The following is a 26,403-nucleotide window of genomic DNA, read 5'->3' as shown; positions in this document are numbered from 1 at the left end:
AACCAATAGAAGGATAGATCGCCATGTCTGACATGAAGCATGACGTAGATGCACTGGAAACTCAGGAATGGCTAGCCGCCCTTGAGTCAGTTGTACGTGAAGAAGGTGTAGAACGCGCTCAGTTCTTACTTGAGCAAATTCTAGATAAAGCACGTCTAGACGGTGTTGATATGCCAACCGGTATTACCACCAACTACATCAACACCATTCCAGCTGCGCAAGAACCAGCATACCCAGGTGACACAACGCTTGAGCGTCGCATTCGCTCAATCATCCGTTGGAACGCGATTATGATCGTTCTACGTGCATCGAAAAAAGACCTCGATCTTGGCGGCCACATGGCGTCATTCCAGTCTTCTGCTTCGTTCTACGAAACATGTTTTAACCACTTCTTCCGTGCGCCGAATGAAAAAGATGGCGGTGACTTGGTTTATTATCAAGGTCACATCTCTCCAGGGATCTACGCACGTGCGTTCGTTGAAGGCCGCCTAACGGCTGAGCAACTTGACAACTTCCGCCAAGAAGTGGATGGCAAAGGTATTCCTTCCTACCCACACCCGAAATTGATGCCTGAATTCTGGCAATTCCCGACCGTATCTATGGGTCTGGGTCCAATTTCTGCAATCTATCAAGCGCGTTTCCTCAAATACCTTGATGGCCGTGGCATGAAAGACACTTCTGAACAGCGTGTATACGCGTTCCTAGGTGATGGCGAAATGGATGAGCCAGAATCACGCGGTGCGATTTCATTCGCCGCTCGTGAGAAGCTTGATAACCTATGTTTCCTTGTTAACTGTAACTTGCAACGTCTAGACGGCCCTGTCATGGGTAACGGTAAGATCATCCAAGAACTTGAAGGCCTATTTAAAGGCGCAGGTTGGAACGTTGTTAAAGTGATTTGGGGTAACAACTGGGATTCTCTACTGGCGAAAGACACCACAGGTAAGCTGCTTCAGTTGATGAACGAAACCATCGATGGTGACTACCAAACATTTAAAGCGAAAGATGGTGCTTACGTGCGTAAACACTTCTTTGGTAAATACCCAGAAACAGCGGCGCTTGTTGCTGATATGACTGACGATCAAATTTTCGCGCTGAAGCGTGGTGGTCACGAGTCTTCTAAACTGTACGCAGCCTTTACTAATGCTAAAGACACGAAAGGCAAGCCAACCGTGATTCTGGCGAAGACCGTTAAAGGTTACGGCATGGGTGAAGCGGCAGAAGGTAAAAACATCGCTCACCAAGTGAAGAAAATGGACATGACTCACGTGCTGCAACTGCGTGATCGTCTTGGTCTACAAGATCTTCTGACGGATGAAGCTGTGAAAGAGTTGCCATACCTAACATTGGCAGAAGGCTCGAAAGAGCACGAATACTTACACGCTCGTCGTAAAGCGCTAAAAGGTTACACACCTCAACGCTTGCCTAAGTTCACTCAAGAACTTGTGATTCCAGCGGTTGAAGAGTTCAAGCCTCTGCTTGAAGAGCAAAAACGTGAAATCTCAACCACAATGGCGTTTGTCCGTGCGTTGAACATTTTGCTCAAAGATAAGAGCATTGGTAAAAATATTGTGCCAATCATTGCAGATGAAGCACGTACTTTCGGTATGGAAGGTCTGTTCCGTCAAATCGGTATCTATAACCCACACGGTCAGAACTACACTCCTCAAGACCGCGACATCGTTTCTTACTATAAAGAAGCGACTTCAGGTCAGGTACTGCAAGAAGGGATCAACGAGCTGGGTGCTATGTCTTCATGGGTTGCTGCTGCAACTTCATACTCGACAAACGATCTGCCAATGATTCCGTTCTACATCTATTACTCTATGTTTGGTTTCCAACGCGTTGGCGACATGGCATGGATGGCAGGTGACCAACAAGCACGTGGTTTCCTATTGGGTGCTACTGCTGGTCGTACGACGCTGAACGGTGAAGGTCTACAGCACGAAGATGGTCACTCGCACATATTGGCGGCGACGGTTCCTAACTGTCTTTCTTACGATCCAACATTTGCTTACGAAGTTGCAGTCATCATGCAAGACGGTATTCGCCGCATGTATGGCGATCAAGAAAACGTGTTCTACTACCTAACGCTGATGAACGAGAACTACGCAATGCCAGCAATGCCACAAGGTGCTGAAGAAGGTATTCGTAAAGGTATCTACAAATTAGAAAGCTACGCTCCACAAGGAACGACTGGCTCTAAAGGTAAAGTTCAGTTAATGAGCTCAGGTACGATCATGAACGAAGTACGCAAAGCGGCTCAAATCTTAAGTGATGAGTACGGCGTGGCTTCAGATGTTTACTCAGTAACATCATTCAATGAAGTTACTCGTGATGGCCAAGCATGTGAGCGTTACAACATGCTTCACCCTGAAGCGCAGCCGCAAGTACCTTACATTCAAACGGTAATGGGCAGCGAGCCTGCCATCGCAGCAACTGACTACATGAAGAACTACGCTGAGCAAGCGCGTGCGTTTATCCCGGCTGAATCATACAAAGTACTAGGTACTGATGGTTTTGGTCGTTCTGATAGCCGTGAAAACCTACGTCGTCACTTCGAAGTGAACGCAGGTTACGTGGTGGTTGCCGCGCTAAGCGAACTAGTGAAACGTGGTGATGTTGAGAAATCAGTTGTGGTTGAAGCGATTAAGAAATTCAACATCGATACTGAAAAAACAAACCCGCTATACGCTTAATTAAGGTAGGAAAGAATAATGGCAATCGAAATTAATGTACCGGATATTGGTGCGGATGAGGTTGAAGTTACTGAGATTCTTGTCAGCGTTGGCGACAAGGTTGAAGAAGAGCAATCTCTTATTACTGTAGAAGGTGATAAGGCTTCTATGGAAGTACCGGCTTCTCAAGCGGGTATTGTAAAAGAAATCAAAGTAGTCGCTGGCGATAAAGTATCGACCGGTTCACTTATCATGATTTTTGAAGCAGAAGGCGCAGCGGTCGCAGCGCCAGCAGTGGAAGCTGCACCAGTTGCGGCTCCTGCTTCCGCGGCTGTCGCTGAGCTTAAAGAAGTTCACGTGCCAGATATCGGCGGTGATGAAGTGGAAGTCACTGAAATCATGGTCGCAGTCGGCGATTCAATCGCAGAAGAGCAATCTCTACTGACGGTTGAAGGTGACAAAGCCTCAATGGAAGTACCTGCTCCATTTGCTGGTGTACTGAAAGAGATCAAAGTGGCCGCTGGCGATAAAGTATCGACAGGCTCACTGGTGATGATCTTTGAAGTGGCGGGTTCCGCTCCGGCGGCAGCCTCTGCTCAAGTGGCAGCACCTGTAGCTGCAGCACCAGCCGCTTCGGCAGCAAAAGAGATCCACGTACCGGATATCGGTGGTGATGAAGTCGAAGTGACGGAAATCATGGTGGCGGTTGGCGATACCGTGAGTGAAGAGCAGTCTCTTATCACCGTTGAAGGCGATAAAGCATCAATGGAAGTTCCTGCGCCGTTTGCTGGTGTTGTGAAAGAAATCAAAGTTGCAGCTGGCGATAAAGTGTCAACAGGCTCTCTTATCATGGTGTTTGAAGTTGCCGGTGCAGCGCCCGTTGCCGTAGCGGCCCCTGCGCAAGCAGCGGCTCCAGCCGCATCAGCGCCAAAAGCGGAAGCGGTAAAATCAGCGGTGGCAGCACCTGCCGAGTTTGAAGAGAACAATGAGTACTCTCACGCATCACCGGTTGTACGCCGTATTGCGCGTGAATTTGGTGTTAACCTAGCGAAAGTCAAAGGTTCTGGCCGTAAGAGCCGCATCCTAAAAGAAGACGTGCAAAACTACGTGAAAGAAGCGCTGAAGCGTCTTGAATCGGGTTCTGCCGCAGTGGCTTCTGGTAAAGGTGATGGCGCCGCGCTTGGCTTGCTACCTTGGCCAAAAGTGGACTTCAGCAAGTTTGGTGACACAGAAGTAAAACCGCTTTCACGTATTAAGAAGATCTCTGGTGCTAACTTGCATCGTAACTGGGTGATGATCCCACACGTTACCCAATGGGATAATGCGGATATCACCGAGCTTGAGAACTTCCGTAAAGAGCAAAATGCGATTGAAGCGAAGAACGACACTGGCATGAAGATCACCCCACTGGTGTTCATCATGAAAGCGGTAGCGAAAGCACTAGAAGCATTCCCATCGTTTAACTCTTCACTTTCTGAAGATGGCGAAAGCTTGATTCTGAAGAAGTACGTGAACGTGGGTATTGCTGTTGATACGCCAAATGGTCTTGTTGTTCCTGTCTTCAAAGATGTGAACAAAAAAGGTATTTATGAGCTATCAAGAGAGCTGGCTGAAGTATCGAAGAAAGCCCGTGCAGGTAAACTGACCGCTGCAGACATGCAAGGTGGCTGTTTCACTATCTCTAGCTTAGGTGGTATCGGCGGTACAGCGTTTACGCCTATCGTTAACGCGCCAGAAGTCGGTATCCTTGGGGTATCTAAGTCTGAGTTTAAGCCAGTGTGGAACGGTAAAGAGTTCGAACCACGCCTACAACTGCCACTATCACTGTCATACGATCACCGTGTGATTGATGGTGCGGAAGGTGCGCGTTTCATCACATTCCTAAATGGCGCGCTATCAGACATTCGTCGTCTGGTTCTGTAAGCCAAGTTTAGTGAAAGAGAGGGCGGCCGTTAAAGCCGCCCTTGTTAACACGAATAATTGAACAATTGGATTATGAAGGGTTTTTTCTTAATCGAATTGTCGTCTAGCTCACAGGCTAAATGGATTTACTTTTCACACCATTAACATCTCTGTAAACTGTTGCGGTCTGAAAATAATTCGTTTTAATTCATTTGTTTTAAGTAATTGGCTCAGTCATGGGTTTAATTCATTGGATTAAACACTAAAAACAACGAGAACATCCACTCAGCCTGTTAGGGATAATGACTACAAGAGGTCAAAATGAGCAAAGAAATCAAAGCCCAAGTCGTCGTACTTGGTGCCGGTCCTGCTGGTTACTCCGCTGCATTCCGCTGTGCAGACTTAGGTCTTGAAACAGTACTTGTTGAACGCTACAGCACCCTTGGCGGTGTGTGTTTGAACGTGGGTTGTATCCCATCAAAAGCGTTGTTGCACGTTGCAAAAGTTATCGAAGAAGCGAAAGCATTGGCCCAGCACGGTATTGTGTTTGGTGAACCACAAACGGACATCGATAAAATCCGCCTTTGGAAAGAAAAAGTTATCAACCAGTTAACGGGCGGTCTTGGCGGCATGGCGAAGATGCGCAAAGTGACTGTCGTGAACGGTTTCGGCAAATTTACTGGCCCTAACGCCATTGAAGTTGAAGGTGAAGACGGCAAAACCGTGGTTAACTTTGATAACGCCATCGTTGCAGCTGGTTCTCGTCCAATTAAACTGCCATTCATTCCTCATGAAGACCCACGCATTTGGGATTCAACGGATGCACTTGAACTGAAAGAAGTTCCTGGAAAACTGTTGATCATGGGTGGTGGTATCATCGGTCTAGAAATGGCGACGGTTTACCACTCGCTAGGTTCTAAGATTGATGTGGTTGAGATGTTTGACCAACTTATCCCAGCGGCGGATAAAGACATGGTTAAAGTCTACACCAAACGTATCAAAGACAAATTTAACCTGATGCTTGAAACCAAAGTAACCGCTGTTGAAGCAAAAGAAGATGGTATCTACGTTTCAATGGAAGGCAAAAAAGCACCAGCGCAAGCTGAGCGTTATGATGCCGTTCTTGTTGCTATCGGCCGCGTACCAAACGGTAAGCTGATGGATGCTGAAAAAGCAGGTATTGAAGTGGATGAGCGCGGCTTTATCAATGTTGATAAGCAAATGCGTACTAACGTTCCTCATATCTTCGCGATCGGTGATATCGTTGGTCAACCAATGTTGGCGCACAAAGGTGTGCATGAAGGCCACGTAGCGGCAGAAGTAATTTCTGGTAAGAAGCACTACTTCGATCCTAAAGTTATCCCTTCAATTGCATACACTGAGCCAGAAGTGGCTTGGGTTGGTAAAACTGAAAAAGAAGCCAAAGCAGAAGGCATTAACTACGAAGTCGCGACATTCCCATGGGCAGCTTCTGGCCGTGCTATCGCTTCTGATTGTGCTGACGGTATGACTAAGCTTATCTTTGATAAAGAGACTCACCGCGTGATTGGTGGCGCTATCGTTGGTACTAACGGCGGCGAACTGCTTGGTGAAATCGGTTTGGCTATCGAGATGGGTTGTGATGCAGAAGATATCGCTTTGACGATTCATGCTCACCCAACGTTACATGAATCGGTAGGCCTTGCTGCGGAAGTATTTGAAGGCACGATTACTGATCTGCCAAACGCAAAAGCGAAGAAGAAAAAGTAACCTCAACGCTGATGCGTTAAATTGCCGGTTCATTAAATTGCTGGTTAGTTAAATAGTAAAAACCGCTGAATTCAGCGGTTTTTTTATGCTCATAATTCAGAGACTAGGAAGTTAAGCCTAGTGATCTTTTTTATAGATGCAGAGCATACTGAGGTAGCTTTTCACGAGTACGCCCATGCTGGCTTCGTCTTGTATGCGATTTGCTTGTACAAACAGTGAGTAGAAGATACCAAGAAAGAGCGTAGCAAGATGTTCTGGCTCATGTTGATCGCACACTTCGCCACGTTCAATGGCTTTGATAAACATATTTTGTACCAAAAGTTGATTAGTACGGTTGGTGGAGACAAAAAGTGGCCACACTTCTTCGCGCGTTGAAGCGCTCCATTCAAACCATACTTTTAACCAGTGACAATCTTCAATCACAAGAGAAATCATCTTAGTGGTGATGTTGGTTAAGTTATCTTTCGCATGCAAATCAAGATCAATATTATCTGCGAGGAAGTTTGAAAACTGACGTACAACATGAGTGAGTACGTCGTCGACTAAATCTTCTCGGGTTGGAAAGTAGTTAAAGACAGTAGCGACTGAAACTTGGGCGATTTCAGCAATATCTGCGTGGCCACCTCGGCCTATTCCCCGTGTTGCAAACACTTCAAGGGCGATTTCCATCAGTTGAAGTTTGCGTTTTTGTGGTGATAAGCGAGTTCTGGGGCGTTTTTCTATCGATGTTTCCATGAGTTGTTAATCCTTGCCAATGACTGTTGAATTGAGCTTTTCGCTCTAATGATTATTTTGTTAGTTGCTTTAAAGCTTTATGAGTGTACTGCTGCATATGGTTGAGGTCAACGTTTCGAGTTTGTTTTTTGTGCGATCGTGTTAAATCCCATCAGATTCAACGTGTTTTATTGTAGCTTTTATTGATGTGGCGTATTTGTGGTGAGCGTATCTGCGGCAGCGTAGGAGCTTTATTTCATCATATCCAGAGTTTTGCTAATTATTTAACTATCCTGTGTGGCAGTGGTACTATACGCGCCAAGCTAGTTACGCGACGCCATCATTAAACTGCGATGATCGTAGCGTGTCGCATCACCCGAAAAGAGAACAGTATGAAACATACAGTTGAAGTGATGATTTCTGAGCAAGTCGTTCAGGAACGAATTCGTGAATTAGGCAAACAAATCACAGAACATTACCAAGGTAGTGAAGATCTGGTGCTGGTGGGCTTGTTGCGCGGCTCATTTGTCTTCATGGCAGACTTAGCTCGCGCGATCGACTTAGTTCATCAAGTCGATTTTATGACCGCGTCAAGTTATGGCAACACGATGCAAAGCTCACGTGATGTGCGCATTCTGAAAGATCTGGATGATGACATTAAAGGTAAAGATGTGTTGCTGGTAGAAGACATTATTGATACGGGTAATACACTAAATAAAGTAAAAGAAATTTTGTCTTTACGTGAACCTAAATCCATTCATATTTGTACTTTACTGGATAAGCCTTCACGCCGTGAAGTACCTGTAGAGGTCAAGTGGATCGGTTTTGAAATCCCAGATGAATTTGTCGTGGGCGTAGGTATCGACTACGCGCAAAAATATCGTCACCTACCTTACATTGGTAAAGTTGTGCCGCAAGCGTAATTTTGCCAGCGATAATAGAATGCCCACTAAAATAGTGGGCATTGTGCATTTTTAGGTGTTGCTTTTAACGGTAATTAACACGCGATGTTATCGACACAGTAATTTATGCTGTGAATTAAGGATTTTTTCCATCGCTTTTTGATAGGTGTCGTTGACTCGCTCACGTGAATCGCAGCGAACGCCTAAGTATTCCAAACGTCCATCTTCAATACCGTAGACCACGCCATGCAACTCGACATCTTGGCCGCGCTCCCATGCGTTTTGCAGTACGGTTGAGTTACCTAAATTATACACTTGCTCGGCAACGTTGATTTCGCACAATTTGTCGGCTTTATCTTGTTCTGGCATTGCATCTAAGTAGGTACGGTGCTTAAGGTATAAGTCACGCACGTGCAGTAACCAGTTGTTGATCAAGCCCAGCGGTGGGTTATCAATCGCTGCGTTGACGCCACCGCAGTCATAGTGCCCGCAGATGATGATGTGCTTGACCTTCAGTACGTCAACCGCGTACTGCACCACAGAAAGGCAGTTAAGGTCAGTGTGAATCACTTGGTTTGCAACGTTGCGGTGTACAAATAGTTCACCAGAATAAAGCCCAGTTAAACGCTCGGCCGGAACTCGGCTATCAGAACAACCAATCCATAGAAAATCTGGGTCTTGCCCGCGAGCGAGTTTTGCAAAGTACTCAGGACGTTCAGCCTTAATCGATTCAGACCAACGTGAGTTATTTTCAAAAAGCTGTTTCAGTTCTGGCATCTCACTTCCCTTAAAAATAGTGCAACCGCATCATAGTAATGCGCAAGAATAGGACTGACTATACACAATGTTACAATTCCGTTCTCTTATAAAATGACAAAACACTCACTCATCTGACGAGTTTTCGCTGTAAAAAAATTAAACTGTTTCCATCGCTATTTGGATGGTCAACAGAGAATCAATCACATGTAAAATAATGGTTAATGATTAGAATGATGATTTGCTACAGTGAGGCAACCTATTTTGAGTATGAGGAAAAGCATTGTGTTTAGAGGCCGTTTTGCCGATATCGACCTAAAAGGTGACGTCTTTGGTGGCGTCACGACCGCGATTATTTCACTGCCACTTGCCTTGGCTTTTGGTGTGGCGTCTGGTGCGGGGGCAGAAGCAGGGCTTTGGGGAGCAATATTGGTGGGGCTGTTTGCTGCCTTGTTTGGTGGTTCATCTACATTAATTTCTGAACCTACAGGGCCAATGACGGTCATTATGACGGCCATTTTAACCAGCATGGTGTCGCGTTATCCTGAAACGGGGCTTGCAGTTAGCTTCACGGTTGTCATGATGGCTGGCGCTTTTCAGATTGTACTTGGCACTTTAAAACTCGGGAAATACATCACCTTAATGCCCTATAGCGTGATCTCCGGCTTTATGTCAGGAATTGGGGTGATTTTGATTATCCTGCAGTTGTCACCGCTGCTTGGTCAGGCGGCTCCCGCTGGGGGAGTGATGGGAACGTTAACCGCGTTGCCCGAGATCATTAGCCAGATGAAGTTCAGTGAGCTCTTTCTTGGTTTGTTAACCTTAGGCATTTTATTTTTTCTCCCGGCTCAATATCGCAAACAAGTGCCCGTTCAGTTGATTGCGTTAGTTGGGGTGACGCTTATTTCAGTACTGTTATTTGATAGAGATGAGATCCGCCGTATTGGTGTGATCCCTGCTGGCTTACCCTCTTTTGTTATTCCAACCTTCAATGCCGAGATGTTCACCACCATGGTGATTGACGCTTTAGTACTCGGTACGCTCGGCTGCATTGATACGTTGCTCACCGCGGTAATTGGCGATTCTCTAACGCGTAAAGAGCATGATTCCGATAAAGAACTGCGAGGGCAAGGGCTGGCTAATATGATCGCGGGTTTATTGGGTGCGTTGCCGGGTGCAGGTGCAACCATGGGGACGGTGACCAATATTCAGGTCGGCGCGCGTTCTCCTCTGTCTGGTGTAGTTCGTGCCTTAATATTAGCCTTAGTGGTGTTGGTGGCAGGAGGCTTAACCGAACCGATTCCAATGGCGGTATTGGCAGGGATTGCGGTGTATGTTGGTTTTAACATTCTTGATTGGAGCTTTATCCAACGCGCGCATAAAGTGAGTGTGCAGGGGATGGCCATCATGTATGGCGTGATGCTGTTAACTGTCTTTGTCGATTTGATTGTTGCGGTTGGCTTGGGCGTTTTTATCTCAAATATTTTGATCATAGAACGCTTGAGCCGCGAGCAAGCTCGCCAAGTGAAAGCCATTAGTGATGCTGATGAAAACGATGTGCCATTGACTGATAGCGAACGAGCTTTATTGGATCAAGCCAATGGTAAGGTGCTGTTTTTTTATCTCTCAGGGCCGATGATTTTTAGTGTATCTAAAGCGATCGCTCGCCAGCACAATCACATCAGTGACTATGAAGCGATGATTTTAGATCTTACTGATGTACCTATGATTGATGTGACGGTTGGGCTTGCTTTAGAAAACGCGATTAATGATGCCTTAGATGCCCACTGCGCGGTCTACTTACTTTGCCCAAATGTGCACACCAAACAGCAACTGGAAAAGTTTCATATTTTGGATCTGGTGCCAACCGAGCAGACTTTTTCGTTTCGTTATGAAGCGCTCAATGCTGCGGTTAAGCAGGTAGCCCAAAATCGTTAAGGTTGTGCAAGAATTAATTACGCAGATCGTTGGATCTGCGTTTTTTATTTTATCAATTTCTAATATTGGGTTGAAAAACGCGAGCCTTAGCAGCACATTGGATAGGTTAACATCACAAAGAGTGATCCGTGGAATGTACGCATTAAAAATAGAACAATTACGAAAAACTTACGCTGGTGGGTTTGAGGCCCTAAAAGGGGTGAGTTTACAGGTTGAAAAAGGCGATTTTTACGCACTGCTTGGGCCCAATGGGGCAGGGAAATCAACCACCATTGGCATTATCTCTTCGCTGGTCAATAAAACCTCTGGCACCGTTAAAGTGTTTGGTTTTGATATTGACAAAGATCTTGAACTGGCCAAGCAACATATTGGTTTAGTACCGCAGGAGTTTAACTTCAACCAGTTTGAAACGGTTGAACAAATTGTGTTGCAGCAAGCTGGGTATTACGGCGTGACGAAAGCGTTAGCGAAAGAGAGGGCAGAGAAGTACCTCTCAAAACTCGATTTGTGGGAAAAACGTAAAGAGCGTGCACGTAATCTTTCTGGTGGTATGAAACGTCGTTTGATGATTGCTCGAGCCTTAATGCATGAGCCTAAGTTGCTGATTTTAGATGAACCCACCGCTGGTGTGGATATTGAACTGCGCCGTTCGATGTGGGAGTTCTTAACTGAGATTAACGCGCAAGGGATCACCATTATCTTAACCACGCACTATTTAGAAGAAGCGGAGATGCTGTGCCGCAATATCGGCATTATTAACCGAGGTGAGCTTATTGAAAATACCTCGATGAAGGATTTGCTGGCCAAATTACAGCTCGAAACCTTTATTTTAGATATCGCAGAGAATTCTCCGCCAGCGCCACAACTCAGTGGTGTGATCTCGCAAACCATGCTCAACGGTTCGTTACAAATTGAGTTGGAGAAAACGAAAGGGCTAAATTCAGTCTTTTCACAGTTAACAGAACAGGGAATTACGGTGCTTTCGATGCGTAACAAAGCGAACCGCCTTGAAGAGCTGTTTGTCAGCATTGTTCAACAGCAAAGCCGAGGATAATCATGATGTATCGTTTATATTGGACGGCTTTTTGCAGTTTGCTGACTAAAGAAATCAACCGTTTTACGCGTATTTGGGTGCAAAACTTAGTACCGCCAGCCATCACCATGACGCTCTATTTCATTATTTTTGGCAACCTAATTGGTTCGCGTATTGGCCAGATGAACGGCTTTAGCTATATGGAATATATTGTCCCGGGCTTAATCATGATGTCGGTGATCACTAACTCATACTCGAACGTCGCCTCTTCTTTCTTTAGTGCGAAGTTTCAGAAAAACATCGAAGAGTTGTTAGTTGCACCTGTACCTAACTACGTCATTATCGCCGGATTTGTGATGGGCGGGGTAGTGCGTGGCTTGCTGGTGGGTACGATAGTGACCCTTGTGTCGCTGTTCTTTGTTGATCTCAAGGTCGATCATTGGGGGATTATTGTGGCGACGGTTTTTCTCACCTCTGTTGTGTTCGCTTTAGGTGGCATGATTAACGCCATTTTTGCTAAAACCTTTGATGACATTTCGATTATTCCTACCTTTGTATTGACGCCATTAACCTACTTAGGTGGGGTGTTTTATTCGATCAACCTATTCGGTATCGAAAATCAACCCAATCGTCTACATGGTTAATGCCTTCCGCTACGGTTTTCTTGGTGTGTCGGATGTGGGAATTGTTACCTCGTTCAGTGTGCTTGGTATTTTTGTAGTGGCGCTGTATGGGGTTGCGCATTATCTGGTTTCGCGTGGTATCGGGTTAAGGACTTAATAGTTCCTCCCCCTTTTAGGGGGAGGCTAGGAGGGGTCACCCCACCCTAACCCTCCCCTTGAAGGGGAGGGATTAGTTTTGTGAGCGTTGAGAGTAAGCCATTTATGATGATAGATGTGGTTTGCTAAAACAATTTTTGCCACTTAATGCTTTAAAGTAGAAGCTCATAACGGTTCTGTTCCTCCCCCCTTTTAGGGGGAGGCTAGGAGGGGGTTCACCCCACCCTAACCCTCCCCTTGAAGGGGAGGGAATTAGTTTTGTGAGCGTTGAGAGTAAGCCATTTATGATGATCGACGTGGTTTGCTGAAACAGTTTTTGTCCAAAAATGAGCTAGAAATTAATCTCTATTTATTATCATTTCATTAATCTCAGTAGTAGTAACGAACCTCAAAAATGATCAAACTATATTGTTATGCATCCTTGAAAGTGTAACGTCTGTCTTAATGGTTAATATCTACGGTTGTAAGGGTGAACTGAACTAAAGCATAGTTCTTATAGAGGTAGTGCTTTCTGTGCTGATTGGAATCTAACAGAGGCGACAAACAGAGGCGATGTTGCCAAACTCATTTCTGCCCCATTCCTTCTCAGCTCGAAAGTTTACTCATAATCTGTGACTGTACGTTTGCCTTACCTGTAGTTATCTGAGGGAATGTCGACCTAAACTTTTTAAAAACTATGCGTCATTTTGCAATCTAATGCTCAATTCATCTCATTAACCTATTGATTATCAATTGAACTGTATTTAGAAAGATTGCATGATAGTAGTATGAAAAGCGGCTGAAAGCCGTCTAGAAAGCGTTATGTGTTGGATGAGTTTTTGAGGTTAACTCTACGATTTCATTGATAATTCGTTCTGTGTTTTCGGCAAGTTGGCTTGGTCGAAATGGATTCTTAAACAACTTGAGATTGATCGTTTTTAAGATTCTTGGGTTGCCTCAATTAAGTTTCGGATCTGGTTTTTGTTGGGTTTCGGTGGTTTCAAATCGCTTCAATTGAAATGCATTTTTGACTGATTCACTTTCTGAAATTTAGCTCTGAAAATCTGGTGACGCAAAAGGTTTGGCTGTGGCTGAAAGGGCGCTTTCTTTGTTGTTGATTCTGTAAGTGGCTCTCTTTGGCTAAGATCGCTGTGAAATTTAGGGTTTGGTCAGCATCGTCTTTGTACGTAACTTATTCAAATCTCTTTATTTCTACGGTGGTTTACTTTGAATTCACGGTAAAATTCACATAACAAGCAATTCAAGTGGATTCTCAACGCGTGGCAGTTTTACTATGCGTCAGGTAAAGTGCTTTACAGTGCAATGCAGCGGCTTGGCCAGTGCGTTGTTCACCACTTAATTGGGCGTTAGCTAACCAGAGTAAGTATGACGATGAAAGATAAAATTACAGAGATTGCTGAAAAGGCAAAAGATTCAAAATATGTCCCCAATACAGGCTCATTTTTTCGAGCAGGAGTATCTGCTATTCCTGTTGTCGGTGGTGCGTTAGACCATCTTATATTTGATAAGTCAGATGAAATCCGTACTAGAAACATAGAAGCTACAATTACAGCTCTTGAGGAAAAGTATAGTCACTTAGAGCAAAGTACAATTAATCTTGATTGGTTTTCGACTGGAGAAGCGGTAAACCTTTTCAAGGAGTTAATTACTCTAATTGAGTATGAAGACTCACAAGAAAAAGTGGAGGCTATTTCAAATTTGTATGCTGTTAGCTCTATGTATCAATTCACAGATGATAACCAAAAAGCATGGGTAATGCGGAAAGTCAGTGAGTTAAGTGACGAGCAGCGAAAGTTATTTGTTATTGTAGCCTCTATGCAACCTGAAAGGAGAGAGTTTTCTTCTGGCGGGTTAAAGTCATCTGAAACTGCTATTTGGAACGACTCAGTATTTCAGGATCTTAGCGCAAAATTTGAAGCTGATAATTCGTTTAGCTTCTGGAGTAGGGACTTCAATGTTGATACTCAGCTAGAACTTCTTACTGTTTCAGGCTTATTCATGAGGCATCAATCGATGTTTGCTAAAAATGCAGGATACAAGGTTTCTGTTTTTGGCAAGATCGTCTTGAGTTACTTGAAACTGGTAAGCTAACAAACAATTTAAGAGTGATTCCCCACGCTTGGCATTTTTGGTTTGGGTCTAGTTTAGTGTTTACGGTGTCCAAATTGAGTGCTGTGGTAGCGTGGCTCACACCTTAATTGGGCGTTATGTGTTGGATGAGTTTTTGAGGTTAAATCTACGATTTCATTGAAAATTCGTTCTGTGTTTTCGGCAAATTGGCTTGGTCGAAATGGATTCTTGAACAATCTGAGATTGATCGTTTTCAAGGTTCTTGGGTTGCCTCAATTGAGTTTTGGATCTGGTTTGTGTTGAGTTTTATCGGTTTCAAATCGCTTCAATTGAAATGCATTTTTGACTGATTTGCTTGCTGACATTCAGCACTGAAAGTCTGGTGAAGCAAAAAGTTTAGCGGTTGCTGAAAGGGCGCTTTCTTTGTTGTTGATTCTGTAAGTGGTTTTCTTCGGCTAAGATCGCTGTGAAATTTAGGTTTTGGTCAGCATCGTTTTTGTACGTAACTTATTCAAATCTCTTCATTTCCACGGTGGTTTACTTTGAATTCACGGTAAAATTCACATAACAAGCAATTCAAGTGGATTCTCAACGCGTGGCAGTTTTACTATGCGTTGAGTAAAGTGTTTTACGGTGCAATGCAGCGGCTTGGCCAGTGCGTTGTTCACCACTTAATTGGGCGTTATGTGTTTGATGAGTTTTTAGGGCTAACTCTACGATTTCATTGAGAATTCGCTCCGTGTTTTCGGCAAGTTGGCTTGGTCGAAATGGATTCTTGAACAACCTGAGATTGATCGTTTTCAAGGTTCTTGGGTTGCCTCAATTGAGTGCTGGATCTGGTTTGCGTTGGGTTTCGGTGGTTTCAAATCGCTTTAATTGAAATGTCCTTTTGACTGGTTTTCTTGCTGACATTCAGCTCTGAAAATCTGGTGACGCAAAAAATTTAGCGGTTGCTGGAAGGGCGCTTTCTTTGTTGTCGACTTTGTAAGTGGCTCTCTTTGGCTCAGATCGCTGTGAATTTTAGGTTTTGGTAAGCATCATTTTTGTACGTAACTTATTCAAATTTATTCATTTCTACGGTGGTTTACTTTGAATTCACGGTAAAATTCACATAACAAGCAATTCAAGTGGATTCTCAACGCGTGGCAGTTTTACTATGCGTTAGGTAAAGTGTTTACGGTGTTATGCAGCGGCTTGGTCAGTGCGTTGTTCACCACTTAATTGGGCGTTAGAGCGCACCGGTATTTTTGTGACCGTCTTTGAAACGCCTTACTGCCGTTGTTTCATATTGTATTCAATCGTTTATCATTGGATTGAATTCATACTTAGGAAATCGTTAAATGGCAAGATGTACAGCACCAGTAAATGGTCACCGAACAGCAAGTGCTAGAGCTAACTGCCCAGCATGTAGTAGTCGTGGTAGCTACCGTTCATATTCCTCGTATCCATCGTCTTCATACTCTTCGTACGGCGGCAGTAGCAACAGCTCAAGTGGTTCAAGTTCAAGCCGTCCTAGACCTAGTTGGTCAAGCCCCGGTTCCTCAGTGGTTTATACTCCGGCTGAAATTAGAACTCTTACTCCAGTACGAAAAAATGTAGAGAGACGAGCTTCTAAACCTGATCTTCGTGATGTGTTCCTATGTCATGCTTGGGATGACCGAAAAGGAATTGCCAAGGAGTTACATGACTTACTCGAAGCTAAAGGTGTTTCAGTTTGGTTTAGCGAAAAAGACGTTTTGCTCGGCTCAAATTTAATGCGTGAAATCGATAAAGGTTTGGCTAAATCAAGAATTGGAATCGTCATGGTAACTCCATCATTTTTGAAGCGCATAGCCGGAGAGGGTGTCGCAGACAAAGAGCTATCTGCTTTACTCTCTACAGACTTGCTCGTGCCAATTGTCCACGATACTACGTATGAAGATCTTCGTGATGTAAGTCCGTTACTTGGCTCTCGAAGTGGTTTAGATACAGCAGAAGATCCAATAGGTAATGTTGCTAGTAAACTTGCAGAGTTAGTAGCGCTCTAACAAAGCGTTTAAGACAGATTCCCAACGCATGGCATTTTTCATTCCATCGTTGGGTTTTGTGTTTACGGTGATATGGTTGGGTTTTGTGGTAGCGTTGCTCACTACTTAACGCGGCGTTAAGCGGCTGAAAGTACGCACATGATTCCAATAATAAAGAGTAGATTTTAAATTATGTATAAAATCCAAAGTGTAAGAATAGATAACTTCTGGCAGCGGTTTAATGCAAGTTGTCAATTTAATGAAGACGTAAATATCATTATAGGTAAAAATGGTACAGGTAAGACAACATTCATGAACATACTGTACTCAATTTTATCTGTAGATGTAGATGGAATTAGCGATAACGATTTTAGTTATGTTGAAATTAAATTAACTCAAAACGGTAAGCAGAAGACAATAAAGGCTACTAAAATCGAGGATGACAATGTTCCTTTTTTAACAATGGAATATCAAATATCACAATCTAAATATAATGTCAGGATCATCGCAGCAGAAGATAGACGCTTTGCTATCCATCATCGGAGAAAGGCTCATGAAGAGTCTGAAGAACTTAGGCGTCTGCTATCTGATTTAGTTTCGTTATCATCATTATCTGTTTATAGACTTCGAAATGGTCAAGATTATGAAATAAGAGATAAACACGGGGCTAGAGCAGTTGCACCAGTCGATTACCGTCTGACAGAATTACTTCGTGGTTTAACACATTACCAACTTGATCTATCTCAGCAAGCAAGAGAAGTAGCGACATCACTTCAAAAAGATGTTTTAGCATCGATTCTTTATTCTAAAGAAGATGTGGAAACAAAGGGGTATGCGTTAGACTTTGACAAAGATAAAGAAAAATCAAGCTTGATATCTGCTTATAGTCAATTAAATGCAATAGATTCAGATGTCAGGAGAAGAATCAATTTTCATGTCATGAAAATTGATGAAACTGTTACAGAATTGAAAAAAGATAACAAAGAAAAATCACATGTTAAAATAGACTTTTCTTCACTTGAAGCTTTAAGGAGAACTCAAAAAATAATTAAAATGTCTTTAATTGCAGAAGAAAAAACATCACATATTTTTTCTCCTATAGACCTTTTTTTAGAAATAATAAAAGATTTTATAAGCGATAAGATTTTTCAATTTAATGGAGGTAATTTAGTCATTAGCAATGAACATAATTCAATTAGCTATGATGGTTTATCTTCAGGTGAAAAGCAGTTGTTAATATTGTTTATTGAAACGCTCTTGCAAAGAAAAAAGCCATATATTTTTTTAACAGATGAGCCAGAGTTATCTTTACATATTTCATGGCAAAGAAAAATCATACCAGCGATAAAGCAATTAAATCCTAACGCGCAAATTATTGCAGCAACACACTCACCAGAAGTTGCGTCAAAGTACAGAGATTATATTTACGACATGGAGCGAATTATAAATGAATGATTTTTACCACTCCGAAGAAGCCAATAATATTGTGCATTTGTTTTATGGTGCAGATGTTATGGTTTATGTGGAAGGTGAGGATGATGTACCTTTCTGGGAGGTTATATTCAATTGTTTGGTTGAATACAGAGTTGAAATTCAAGAAGTTGGCGGTTCAAAAGAATTAGCCAAATACATAGACGAATTAGAATTAGGGAAATTACAAGGAATAATTGCTTGTGATAGTGATTTCGAAATCCTCAAAGGTAGTTTATGCAATCCTAATATAATCAGAACTTATGGGTACGCAATTGAAAATTCATTAATTTGCCCATCTACAATATTAAAAGTAATTAAAAGTGTAGGAAAAATACCCACTAAAAATATGCCTATTAAAGAATTGGAAATATGGTTAAATTGCTTCATCCAGATCATGAAAAAGCTAGTCATTTATGATGTTCATAATGAGCTAAACTGCATTGGTATTTCCGTTGTTGGTGATAATTGTTCTAGATTCTTTAAATCACAAAAATCCCATGATATGTGTGAAGCTAAAGTTAATTATTTTATTGAAAATATTGGCTTTTCAGTTTGTCAAAGCGAAATAGACCATATAACCAATTTAATTGGTGGAATACCTAGAGATTTTAGTGATTTTATAAGAGGGCATTTTTTATTCTCAGCGGTGTCAAAGTTCATATCGGCTAGTATTAAGCAAATTAATTCTAAAGTAAGTATTTCCAATGATGCTCTGTTTGGCTCACTTTTACTTGCTTTTGAAAATAACTTTAATGCAGATCACAAGCATTATAACTATTATGCAAATGCACTCAGACATGTTTCTATAGCCGCTTAACAAACGCTTCAAGAGGGACAGCCAACGCGCAGCATTTTTACTATGCGTCGATTTCTGTGATTACGGTATTATGCGGAAACTTGGTAGTAGCGTTGTCTGCCCCTTAAGCGGGCGTTAAATGTTTTATTTTATCAATATAGTCAATTGAGGTTGTATGACTGGATTATCTGAGCTAACTAAAAAGTCTATGTGTAGTGGGTTAGTGAATTTGGTCTGCTGTTTGTAGGCGACTCGCGTGATTTGGAATAGAAAAAGGGCTCTTCTCCGCTTAGGTGAGCTTGATATTTGGGTAAAAAGTTGAGTGTGTATCGGGAACCGATGTTTGTCTGATCTTCAATTTGAAATAGTCTGTATCTCTCACCCCTCTTGCCCTTCGTCTGAGTAAGCCAATCGAGACATTACCTGCTTCTACCCGAGCGTTAGTCAGTTTGTATTTTCCGTAGTTACAAATACCCACTTTTCTTTCCAATAAAGCATCGGCAAAATTAATTAAGGAAAGTATTCTGGTCGATTTGGCAAGACGACACCAAGCTTCTAGAGCTGCCACCATTGTTTCGTAATCGGGTTCATCCCATATGGCTTGTAGCTGCTCTTTGAGCATGTAAACAACGCACAAAGTCTTGTTGCTCTCAAGTAAGTCATCAAGTCTGTCAGACTGTCTATCATCCAATTTGTGAGCGTTTTTCAGTAGGAGGAAGAGCGTTCCTTTCAACATTTTTTTTTCGTCGTGAGAGCCATTTCTAAAAGCTTTTGCTCTCTCTTTTTTGATTAAGATGCAGTAGTTCTGCATGACATGAAATCGGTCAAAAACAATATCAGCATTGGGAAGCATTTTCCTGACCGCCGACTGGTAAGACTGGCCCATATCCATTGATACTGCTTTGATTCCTGATTTGGTTTCTTCTGATAGTTGCTCAAAGAAGGAGATCAGAACTTCTGCTTTTCGGCCATGTTCAACCCAAATTAAATGCCCAGAGACGAGGTCATAAACAACCGTCATATAATCGTGTCTCTTGGCTCTGGCAACTTCATCGACGCCAATATGAACCAAGTTATTCAGTTTCTCGGGGTCTAATGCTGGTAAGCTTGAACGCAAGTATTCCCTATCGATATTTTTTACTGTTTCCCAACGGATTCCTAAATGTTGAGAGACGGCATGTATGCTCATATGGCGACATAACCCACTGATGAACTTGCAAAAGCGAGCGGTATAACGACCACCTTTAGCCACATATTCAGTCTCTTCGATCAACCGTCGTCCTTCTTTGTCTCTAGTTTTAGCCAGCTCAACCTCAATCGTACAAGGTCGCCCACTCACAGGTAAATCTTGAAGACGTCTTTTAACGTAGTGATCGACGGTGCAGGAAGTCCCTGATATTGGCTCTTTGACTTTATACCTACGATCTCGACGACAGCGAACGAGTACGCCTTGGGACATTTCTTCTATTGAACAAGATTCAACACACTGGCCTTTAAAGCTAAATAACGAGGAAGACAAAGACGACAAAATAGACTACTGACTTATTTTTAAAATAAGCATTATAAATCATGTGATTATGATGAATGAGCCTGTGCATACAGACTCATGAAAGCGGAGAAGAGCCGAAAAAGTTATCTGAAAGAGAAGGCTCTCTATCTCGTCGTAACACGTAAATGTCCAACTTCGAGCTAGCTGGTGAAGCCAGCTCATGTGGGACGAATGATTGGAAGTTTAAATGAGCGGTAGCCAGCTTTTTTAAGCAGGGTGTACTAAGATGTGGGCTTGATGTATCTCGGTGTTCCACTCTTTCATTTCAGCAAGAAATAGGCCGTGAGCATTAATCGAATTGATAAGCTCTGGTGCACGCTCTAGTTGGATAAGCATCGATAGTGGGGAGACTTGATTGTGTTCTTGGTCAAAACCGTATTTGACTTGTTCCTCTAGCATATAAAGAATCCCTGGCTCCGCTTCACTACCCTCCTCAAACAGTCTTGATTCGATACCCTCTACGTCATAAAGGTGTACGAGTAGGTTATAAAGCTTTTCAGCACCGACGAGTTTAGTATGCTTCGACTGTGAATTAAGTTGATGCAGTTTCATTTCTAGGTTCCCACCTTTTTTTCTTGCTACGCTGAGCATCAGTTTGATGTCTTTTTTGATATTCGATAACGACTTATCGTTGAGCTTTGGCTTAAGGTACTTTATTAGTATGTCATTGCGTGATGTTACTGGAACAAAACGGGAAGATGCGGATACCTGACACAGCAAATGAAGCAGGGCGTGGGTAATAACGTTGTGAAGATTGTGGTAGTAGTCAAAGTCTCGTTTGATTTGCATAGCCAAGGTAGCGTTGTGGGTGGATTTTAAGAATATGGGGGCTCGGTGTTTTAAATCAACCGTAATACTGAGTTCGGAAGTGGTTTCCCATACATATAGTTATTCATAAATTGCTAATATTCGATTTTCCGAAAATGATAATTGTCCAATAATGTGTTACAAGTCAACGTATGCATAAAAATCACCCTAATCTCTTGCGAAGTATAACCTTAGCACTTAACCTGTATGTATATACAGTTTGAGTGAGCCACTATGCTTTGCATTAAATCCACATCTGACTTTGAGATAGAAAGCGTCAAATACCCTAACTTCCCTTTGCTAACTTGGGAGACTGATAATTCAGATCTAGGGATTGAATCAGGAATGCTTTGTGTAGAGGCGTTACAGTTCTTGGTATATGAGTGCTTAAAACGAGGTCGAGTGAATAGTGAGAACACTTGGTGGACGTATGGCAATCACCTAGCTCAATTCCTGACATTCTGTGAGCAGAACAGTTTGGATTGGCGAGACATTTCAGAAAGCAGTGAAGATGAAATGTTAGTCAGTGCTTATCGTGACCTTTGTGTTGGTGAGTTGGGCATGTCGGTAAATTCAACCAATCAGCATTTAAGAACGATAGTGCGTTTCTACTCTTATGGTGTTGGCAAGTGGTTTAAATCATTACCTTACTCTTTAGAATCCGTTTCAGTGAATAAAGGCCAGCAGTTTTTGGCTCATACAGAAAGAAATGGTGGTAAGAAATACAGCTCTGATTTGATGATGAAAACCTTTGAGAAGAAAGCTCAGTTTTTATCGGTAATTGAAGTGAGAGAGCTTTTATCTGCGATTGAAAATCCAACCTTAAAGCTGATGGTTCGCTTATGTCTACAGGCAGGAATTAGACGAAAAGAACTGTTGCTGTTTCCCTTGCATATAATAAGAAAGCCTACTGGAAACAGAGCTTATTATGAGGTCAATATTTCACGAACCAAAGGTGAGAGAGAGCGCAAAATACACATCCCGACACGTCTAATGGAGGACTTGTGGCGTTATGTCAATGAGGCTCGTTTTCAGAAGCAGCAAGAGTCAGGAGTGGTATCAGATTGTTTGTTTTTAACGTCTGATGGCCAAGAGTGGACTTCTCAAGGCTCTGCTTTTGGTAAGGCTCTAAAGTCGCTAAATTTACCCTTTCACGTATCACCGCACATGTTAAGACATACTTACGCAACGCACATGCTGAAAGGAATGTTAGAACATAAAAGCAGCAAATTTGAACCCTTGATGTACCTACAAGCTCGGCTTGGACATTCCAGTATCACAACCACGATGAAGTATTTGCACTTGGTTAATGATTTAGTCGATGACCTGTCGATTGAGTATCAGCAACAAATTGATGCGATTGCGTAGGTAAGGTATGGCTAAACAACGAAAAAACCTGACGGTTAACAAAGAAAAGCTCAAGAAAACATCTGTAGTTGAGCCAACGATTGACTCTACTCAAAACCAAGAGATTATCCGACCAATCAGCCCTGTTGTGAACTACCCGAATATCGGTTCAAAAGGTGGCAATGGTTCTAACGTCAATTTTACTCGTTTTTATGGCAAAGGTTTTGATGACATCACAAGTCGAGTGTACTACACCGCAAAAGCTTTGCTGAAAAATACCGATGCTCTTAGCGAGGAGACTCAAAAAACTTATTTTACAAATGGTTTTTCCCATTTCGCTGAATACCTTACATTATTTAGGTATTCAGCGGGTGAGGACTTAACACAAGATGACATTACGCCAGAGTTGATCGAGCAGTATTTACTGCACCTTAGAGGTTGTGAGTTAGGGTATAACACCCAAAAAGGTTACTACACTCACCTCAAGTCAATGCTGATATACATGAGAAACAAGGGCTATTGGTCTGTCATTGGTGACATCAACCTAAACAATGATTTCTTTCCTAAGAACCCATTTCCAAATTCAAGCAAACGTGCCAAGGGCGAGAAATCACTTACTCCCCATGAAAAAAGACAGGTAGTGGTTGCGCTAAAACAAGCAATTAAGCCGATTTATCAAAAGACTGAACCATTGACAGGTTATGAATTAGTGGTTTGCTTACTAGCTGTGGCAATCCAGACTGGTATTAATACCTCTCCGCTTCTCGATATGACTACCGACTCATTGACTGACCACCCACTTAAAGATTGCCGCAAACTGTTAACTGTATTCAAAAAAAGAGGCAACGCAACGCAATTGCACAATTTACGAAAATCACAGGAACTTGAAGTGGTCCAAGGGATAAAGCTTGATGTGGCTTATCTTATTGAGACTATCATTGAGCGCAATAGCCAAGCGAGAAAGTCTATCGATACCGACTTGGTATTTGTCTATGAGCCTAGAGTTGCCCACATAGGTGCAGAGAGTGGTAGGGCCTCCTCTCTAGCAGAAAGGCTGCTTCGATATAACATCAAAAAATTCATCAAAGAGTACGACCTAAGAGATGAAGATGGTCGAACGATGAAACTTAATGTAAGCCGTTTTCGCAAGACGTTCATCAATGGTATTTATGAGCTGAGTGGTGAGAGTTTGTTAATTGCTGCGCAACAAGCCAAACACAGTGGGACAGGAACGCTTGACCACTACCTGCAAGCTCCTGAGCAATCAAAGCGCAACTTAGGCTTAATGGGTGAGATACGAGTTAAAGAGCTAACGTGCGCAGAGCCAAGCGTCCCTGTAGGCCATTGTAAAGACCCTAAGAATGGCCATAGAGCACCTAAAGATGGCACATTCTGTAATGACTTCTTAGGTTGTTTCCGCTGTAAGAGCTTCGTTATTACAGGTGATGATTTGTATAAACTCTTTAGTTTTTATTGGGCGATTATTCGCAACCGTGATGAGTTTGGTCGCAAAGACTGGAAGCGTCATTTAAAAAATGTTCTAAGAGTCGTAGATGAAGAAGTTGTCCCTGAATTTACAAAGCTTGGACAGTTACAGCGTGTAGAGGCTGAAAAAGAACGAGCAAGAACTAATCCTCATCCGTACTGGCAAAATCTTGATATGTTGAAGGTGACGCAATGAGTTCAATTGAGTTAATACTCACGCAAGCTGAGTTTGCGATTCAGCAATGCCCAAAGCCAAGCACCAGTGCGCTTGAGCAAGCCATTGATGGTTCTCTAACGGGTATCGTTACCTACATCAAACTGGCCAATAGTGAATACCAAACGCTATCGCGATTTGAGGAAGATGTATGGATGTTTCCTGCCAGTAAAGGAACGAAAGCAACTATAGCAAGTGCATTAAACCTTACTTTTTCCACCATTTCGGACACTCAAATGAAGCGCATGGCAAAGTGGATAATCTGGAGCAAAATGAAAAAGGGTTTAGCAATTAACACTCTGCTGAAAATATTGGGCAAGTTGAAAATTTACTTTCAGTGGGTTTTAAGCTCAGATACTACAGCGACACATGGGCTCACAGCTTTTACCTCTAATGCTTACGTTAGGCACGTAAATACCTTGACCTCAAAGCGAAAAAGCGAGACTAAACCACTGACGGCAACCGCCAAAGTGGATAGATTTCGCGCTCTAGAAGACCTTTATTACCACTGCAAAGAGTTTGATTTTGTCGAAGAGCATCCTTGGCCTAGATCAAGCGCTAATGAGCAAGCGGGCTATGTTGGTGAAGCGTATCGGGAAGCCATTGTCAAAGGCAAGACCCCCATTATTCCAGATAAAGTGCTAATTCCGTTGTGCCAGCTTACTAAACCTTACCTAGATAGAGCTGATGAAATTTTAGCATCAGCAAAAAAGAAAGAAAAATTGCTACTACGAGATAGCTGTATCTTCTGGCTACTACTCACAACGGGTATGCGTATCCATGAAATATTAGGCATTAAGCGTGATGCGTATCGCTCTGAAACGAAAGATGACACAACTTACTATTACATCGAAACTGTATCTGAGAAAACACATACAGGGTTGGCTGAGTGGATTGCGCCAAAGATAGCCACGGAAGCGATTGATATCCTTGGTCGTTTGAGTGCTCCACTTCAACGACAGCTTGAGTGTGATTTACTAAAAGCGCAAGTAAGCAATGACTATTTGGAAGTACATCGACTTGAGGAAATCTCAGACCACATTTGTCTATCGAAAAACCTTGGAAAAGGAAACGCAATTTACCTATTGTCGGGGGTGGCCATGACTAACAGTAGGTTGCCAAACTTATGTAAACAGATAGGGAGCAATTGGAACCTATCAGCGCACCAATTCAGGCGTACCTTTGCTAATTATGCGGTTCATTCTGAATTTGGCGACTTGAGAGCATTGAAAGACCACTTTAAACATTGGTCAATTACCATGACCGCTTTGTATGCCTTTAATGATGATTTGGATGCGGAATTGTTCGAAGAAATGCTCCGAGAGAAATATCTGGTTGAAGAAGAAATTAAGCAAGATTGGTTTGAACTAGATATGCCTATCACTGGTGGTGATATAGCTCAAAACATCAAGGTAGTACGTGAAGATAAAGAGTTAATCAGATCTTTTGGCTCGCTTAGTGCTATGGCAAAGGCATACTCCAGCTCCATACCAATTCGTTCAACAGGTATTGGGTGGTGTACCAATGATGATGAGTGTAAGTGTGGTAAGCCTGATAGCTGTGAAAGTGGCATTGTAGATAAGCGACACCTGCCTTATTGGGAGGGAATGTTAGTGCAGCAAATGAAACTGATGCAATTAGATGATATTGGTGAAGTTGGTAGAGCGGCGGTCAAAAAGGGCATGGAACGCTGTGAAAAGGTTCTGGCGGCATTGGGTATTGATGTTGAAACCATGAAGCAAGAAATTAATGAGAGAGAGCATATCGAGGTGATAAATGTCTAACCAGAAAGAAAAGGCGACACATAAAATGGTTCGACTTGCCATTATTCGTATCGAAAAGGGTCGTCCTAAAGTTGTCTCTGATAAACGCAAAATGAGTGTCGCTTCCGTTGCCGAAGAAGCAGGCGTAAGCCGAGCGTTGATTCATCGTGATTGCCCAGACCTATTAGAGCGCATTAAAGGTGGTGTAAATAAAGGCATTCGACAACAGCGTGACGCTAAACAAACTGAACTGAATGAATACAAAGACCGCAATCGAGAGCTGCGGTCTGAGGTGGCAGAATTAAAAGCTATGCTAGCTAAAGTTCAATCACAAAATGCTACGTTCATACGAAAAAACATGGCTCTGAGTAATGCTCGTGCGGACAATAGCAATGTAACGCAACTAATATACAGCTAATTATCTGAATTTAAAGATAATAAT

The 26,403-nt window shown here is 42.6% G+C and carries 18 protein-coding genes and 1 pseudogene; 15 read left to right on the top strand and 4 right to left on the bottom strand.

Annotation, left to right across the window (positions count from 1 at the left end; translation table 11 throughout):
• Nucleotides 1-23 precede the first annotated feature (23 nt).
• The 3 genes from aceE (at nt 24) to lpdA (ending at nt 6,329) form a co-directional block, all read left to right on the top strand.
• The gene (aceE, locus tag N5E84_RS10315; RefSeq protein WP_019282814.1) at nt 24-2,699 is read left to right on the top strand and encodes a pyruvate dehydrogenase (acetyl-transferring), homodimeric type; all 2,676 of its coding nucleotides are present in this window, start codon (nt 24-26) and stop codon (nt 2,697-2,699) included.
• Nucleotides 2,700-2,717: 18 nt separating this feature from the next.
• Nucleotides 2,718-4,601 carry a pyruvate dehydrogenase complex dihydrolipoyllysine-residue acetyltransferase gene (gene aceF / locus N5E84_RS10310; protein WP_019282813.1) on the top strand — a complete coding sequence of 628 codons (1,884 nt, stop codon included), beginning with the start codon at nt 2,718-2,720 and terminating at the stop codon, nt 4,599-4,601.
• A gap of 300 nt (nt 4,602-4,901) precedes the next feature.
• Nucleotides 4,902-6,329 carry a dihydrolipoyl dehydrogenase gene (gene lpdA / locus N5E84_RS10305; RefSeq protein ID WP_013857673.1) on the top strand — a complete coding sequence of 476 codons (1,428 nt, stop codon included), beginning with the start codon at nt 4,902-4,904 and terminating at the stop codon, nt 6,327-6,329.
• Between the two features lie 117 nt (nt 6,330-6,446).
• On the opposite strand, the gene N5E84_RS10300 is transcribed toward lpdA, so the two are convergent.
• Nucleotides 6,447-7,064 (bottom strand): LuxR/HapR/OpaR family quorum-sensing transcriptional regulator, encoded by a 618-nt coding sequence (locus tag N5E84_RS10300; RefSeq protein WP_017043694.1) that lies wholly within the window; start codon nt 7,062-7,064, stop codon nt 6,447-6,449.
• Nucleotides 7,065-7,435: 371 nt separating this feature from the next.
• Here N5E84_RS10300 and hpt point away from each other — a divergent pair, with 371 nt between their 5' ends.
• Nucleotides 7,436-7,966 (top strand): hypoxanthine phosphoribosyltransferase, encoded by a 531-nt coding sequence (hpt, locus tag N5E84_RS10295; RefSeq protein WP_010319544.1) that lies wholly within the window; start codon nt 7,436-7,438, stop codon nt 7,964-7,966.
• Nucleotides 7,967-8,053: 87 nt separating this feature from the next.
• On the opposite strand, the gene can is transcribed toward hpt, so the two are convergent.
• Nucleotides 8,054-8,722 (bottom strand): carbonate dehydratase, encoded by a 669-nt coding sequence (gene can / locus N5E84_RS10290; protein ID WP_010319545.1) that lies wholly within the window; start codon nt 8,720-8,722, stop codon nt 8,054-8,056.
• Between the two features lie 249 nt (nt 8,723-8,971).
• On the opposite strand from can, the gene N5E84_RS10285 reads away from it, so the two are divergent.
• From N5E84_RS10285 to N5E84_RS10250, 7 genes and pseudogenes are all read left to right on the top strand, one after another.
• On the top strand, nt 8,972-10,639 hold the full coding sequence (locus N5E84_RS10285; protein ID WP_043004678.1) for a SulP family inorganic anion transporter: 1,668 nt from the start codon (nt 8,972-8,974) through the stop codon (nt 10,637-10,639).
• Nucleotides 10,640-10,772: 133 nt separating this feature from the next.
• Nucleotides 10,773-11,693 (top strand): ABC transporter ATP-binding protein, encoded by a 921-nt coding sequence (locus tag N5E84_RS10280; protein ID WP_029388351.1) that lies wholly within the window; start codon nt 10,773-10,775, stop codon nt 11,691-11,693.
• Between the two features lie 5 nt (nt 11,694-11,698).
• A pseudogene (locus N5E84_RS10275) lies at nt 11,699-12,452 on the top strand (ABC transporter permease).
• A gap of 1,370 nt (nt 12,453-13,822) precedes the next feature.
• Entirely contained in the window at nt 13,823-14,542 is a 720-nt protein-coding gene (locus N5E84_RS10270; RefSeq protein ID WP_019283448.1) for a hypothetical protein, read from the top strand.
• A gap of 1,319 nt (nt 14,543-15,861) precedes the next feature.
• A complete protein-coding gene (locus tag N5E84_RS10260; protein WP_095661234.1) occupies nt 15,862-16,548 on the top strand; it encodes a toll/interleukin-1 receptor domain-containing protein in 687 nt (228 codons plus the stop codon).
• Nucleotides 16,549-16,719: 171 nt separating this feature from the next.
• Nucleotides 16,720-17,982, top strand: coding sequence for an AAA family ATPase (locus N5E84_RS10255; RefSeq protein WP_019282973.1), 1,263 nt, complete (start codon nt 16,720-16,722; stop codon nt 17,980-17,982).
• Nucleotides 17,975-18,817: a DUF4435 domain-containing protein gene (locus N5E84_RS10250; protein WP_029388394.1), complete on the top strand. Its 843-nt coding sequence runs from the start codon at nt 17,975-17,977 to the stop codon at nt 18,815-18,817. The genes N5E84_RS10255 and N5E84_RS10250 overlap by 8 nt, the downstream gene beginning before the upstream one ends.
• A gap of 268 nt (nt 18,818-19,085) precedes the next feature.
• Here the strand turns inward: N5E84_RS10250 and N5E84_RS10240 are convergent, their stop codons facing one another.
• Nucleotides 19,086-20,255: an ISL3-like element ISVa10 family transposase gene (locus N5E84_RS10240; RefSeq protein WP_076611988.1), complete on the bottom strand. Its 1,170-nt coding sequence runs from the start codon at nt 20,253-20,255 to the stop codon at nt 19,086-19,088.
• 297 nt (nt 20,256-20,552) lie between these two features.
• On the bottom strand, nt 20,553-21,134 hold the full coding sequence (locus N5E84_RS10235) for a DUF2913 family protein (protein WP_019283268.1): 582 nt from the start codon (nt 21,132-21,134) through the stop codon (nt 20,553-20,555).
• 420 nt (nt 21,135-21,554) lie between these two features.
• Between N5E84_RS10235 and N5E84_RS10230 the strand changes: the two genes are divergently transcribed.
• The 4 genes from N5E84_RS10230 to N5E84_RS10215 are packed head-to-tail and all read left to right on the top strand — an operon-like array spanning nt 21,555 to nt 26,379.
• Entirely contained in the window at nt 21,555-22,520 is a 966-nt protein-coding gene (locus N5E84_RS10230; RefSeq protein ID WP_234830724.1) for a tyrosine-type recombinase/integrase, read from the top strand.
• A gap of 7 nt (nt 22,521-22,527) precedes the next feature.
• Nucleotides 22,528-24,180 (top strand): phage integrase SAM-like domain-containing protein, encoded by a 1,653-nt coding sequence (locus tag N5E84_RS10225; protein ID WP_019283266.1) that lies wholly within the window; start codon nt 22,528-22,530, stop codon nt 24,178-24,180.
• The gene (locus tag N5E84_RS10220; RefSeq protein ID WP_019283265.1) at nt 24,177-25,982 is read left to right on the top strand and encodes a site-specific integrase; all 1,806 of its coding nucleotides are present in this window, start codon (nt 24,177-24,179) and stop codon (nt 25,980-25,982) included. Before N5E84_RS10225 ends, N5E84_RS10220 begins: the two co-directional genes overlap by 4 nt.
• On the top strand, nt 25,975-26,379 hold the full coding sequence (locus N5E84_RS10215; protein WP_019283264.1) for a hypothetical protein: 405 nt from the start codon (nt 25,975-25,977) through the stop codon (nt 26,377-26,379). The genes N5E84_RS10220 and N5E84_RS10215 overlap by 8 nt, the downstream gene beginning before the upstream one ends.
• The last annotated feature ends 24 nt before the right edge of the window (nt 26,380-26,403 follow it).

Source organism: Vibrio sp. J502 (genome assembly GCF_025397955.1).
GTDB lineage: Bacteria > Pseudomonadota > Gammaproteobacteria > Enterobacterales > Vibrionaceae > Vibrio > Vibrio anguillarum.
This window is presented reverse-complemented; position numbering and strand designations above follow the sequence as displayed.

Bases quoted from the DNA above. Each gene is read 5' to 3' on its own strand.
- lpdA (WP_013857673.1), top strand. From the start codon at position 4,902: ATGAGCAAAGAAATCAAAGCCCAAGTCGTCGTACTTGGTGCCGGTCCT.
- N5E84_RS10250 (WP_029388394.1), top strand. From the start codon at position 17,975: ATGAATGATTTTTACCACTCCGAAGAAGCCAATAATATTGTGCATTTG.
- N5E84_RS10300 (WP_017043694.1), bottom strand. From the start codon at position 7,064: ATGGAAACATCGATAGAAAAACGCCCCAGAACTCGCTTATCACCACAA.
- N5E84_RS10240 (WP_076611988.1), bottom strand. From the start codon at position 20,255: ATGTCCCAAGGCGTACTCGTTCGCTGTCGTCGAGATCGTAGGTATAAA.
- N5E84_RS10285 (WP_043004678.1), top strand. From the start codon at position 8,972: ATGAGGAAAAGCATTGTGTTTAGAGGCCGTTTTGCCGATATCGACCTA.
- hpt (WP_010319544.1), top strand. From the start codon at position 7,436: ATGAAACATACAGTTGAAGTGATGATTTCTGAGCAAGTCGTTCAGGAA.
- N5E84_RS10260 (WP_095661234.1), top strand. From the start codon at position 15,862: ATGGCAAGATGTACAGCACCAGTAAATGGTCACCGAACAGCAAGTGCT.
- N5E84_RS10270 (WP_019283448.1), top strand. From the start codon at position 13,823: ATGAAAGATAAAATTACAGAGATTGCTGAAAAGGCAAAAGATTCAAAA.
- N5E84_RS10215 (WP_019283264.1), top strand. From the start codon at position 25,975: ATGTCTAACCAGAAAGAAAAGGCGACACATAAAATGGTTCGACTTGCC.
- N5E84_RS10225 (WP_019283266.1), top strand. From the start codon at position 22,528: ATGGCTAAACAACGAAAAAACCTGACGGTTAACAAAGAAAAGCTCAAG.
- N5E84_RS10235 (WP_019283268.1), bottom strand. From the start codon at position 21,134: ATGCAAATCAAACGAGACTTTGACTACTACCACAATCTTCACAACGTT.
- aceF (WP_019282813.1), top strand. From the start codon at position 2,718: ATGGCAATCGAAATTAATGTACCGGATATTGGTGCGGATGAGGTTGAA.
- N5E84_RS10255 (WP_019282973.1), top strand. From the start codon at position 16,720: ATGTATAAAATCCAAAGTGTAAGAATAGATAACTTCTGGCAGCGGTTT.
- aceE (WP_019282814.1), top strand. From the start codon at position 24: ATGTCTGACATGAAGCATGACGTAGATGCACTGGAAACTCAGGAATGG.
- N5E84_RS10220 (WP_019283265.1), top strand. From the start codon at position 24,177: ATGAGTTCAATTGAGTTAATACTCACGCAAGCTGAGTTTGCGATTCAG.
- can (WP_010319545.1), bottom strand. From the start codon at position 8,722: ATGCCAGAACTGAAACAGCTTTTTGAAAATAACTCACGTTGGTCTGAA.
- N5E84_RS10280 (WP_029388351.1), top strand. From the start codon at position 10,773: ATGTACGCATTAAAAATAGAACAATTACGAAAAACTTACGCTGGTGGG.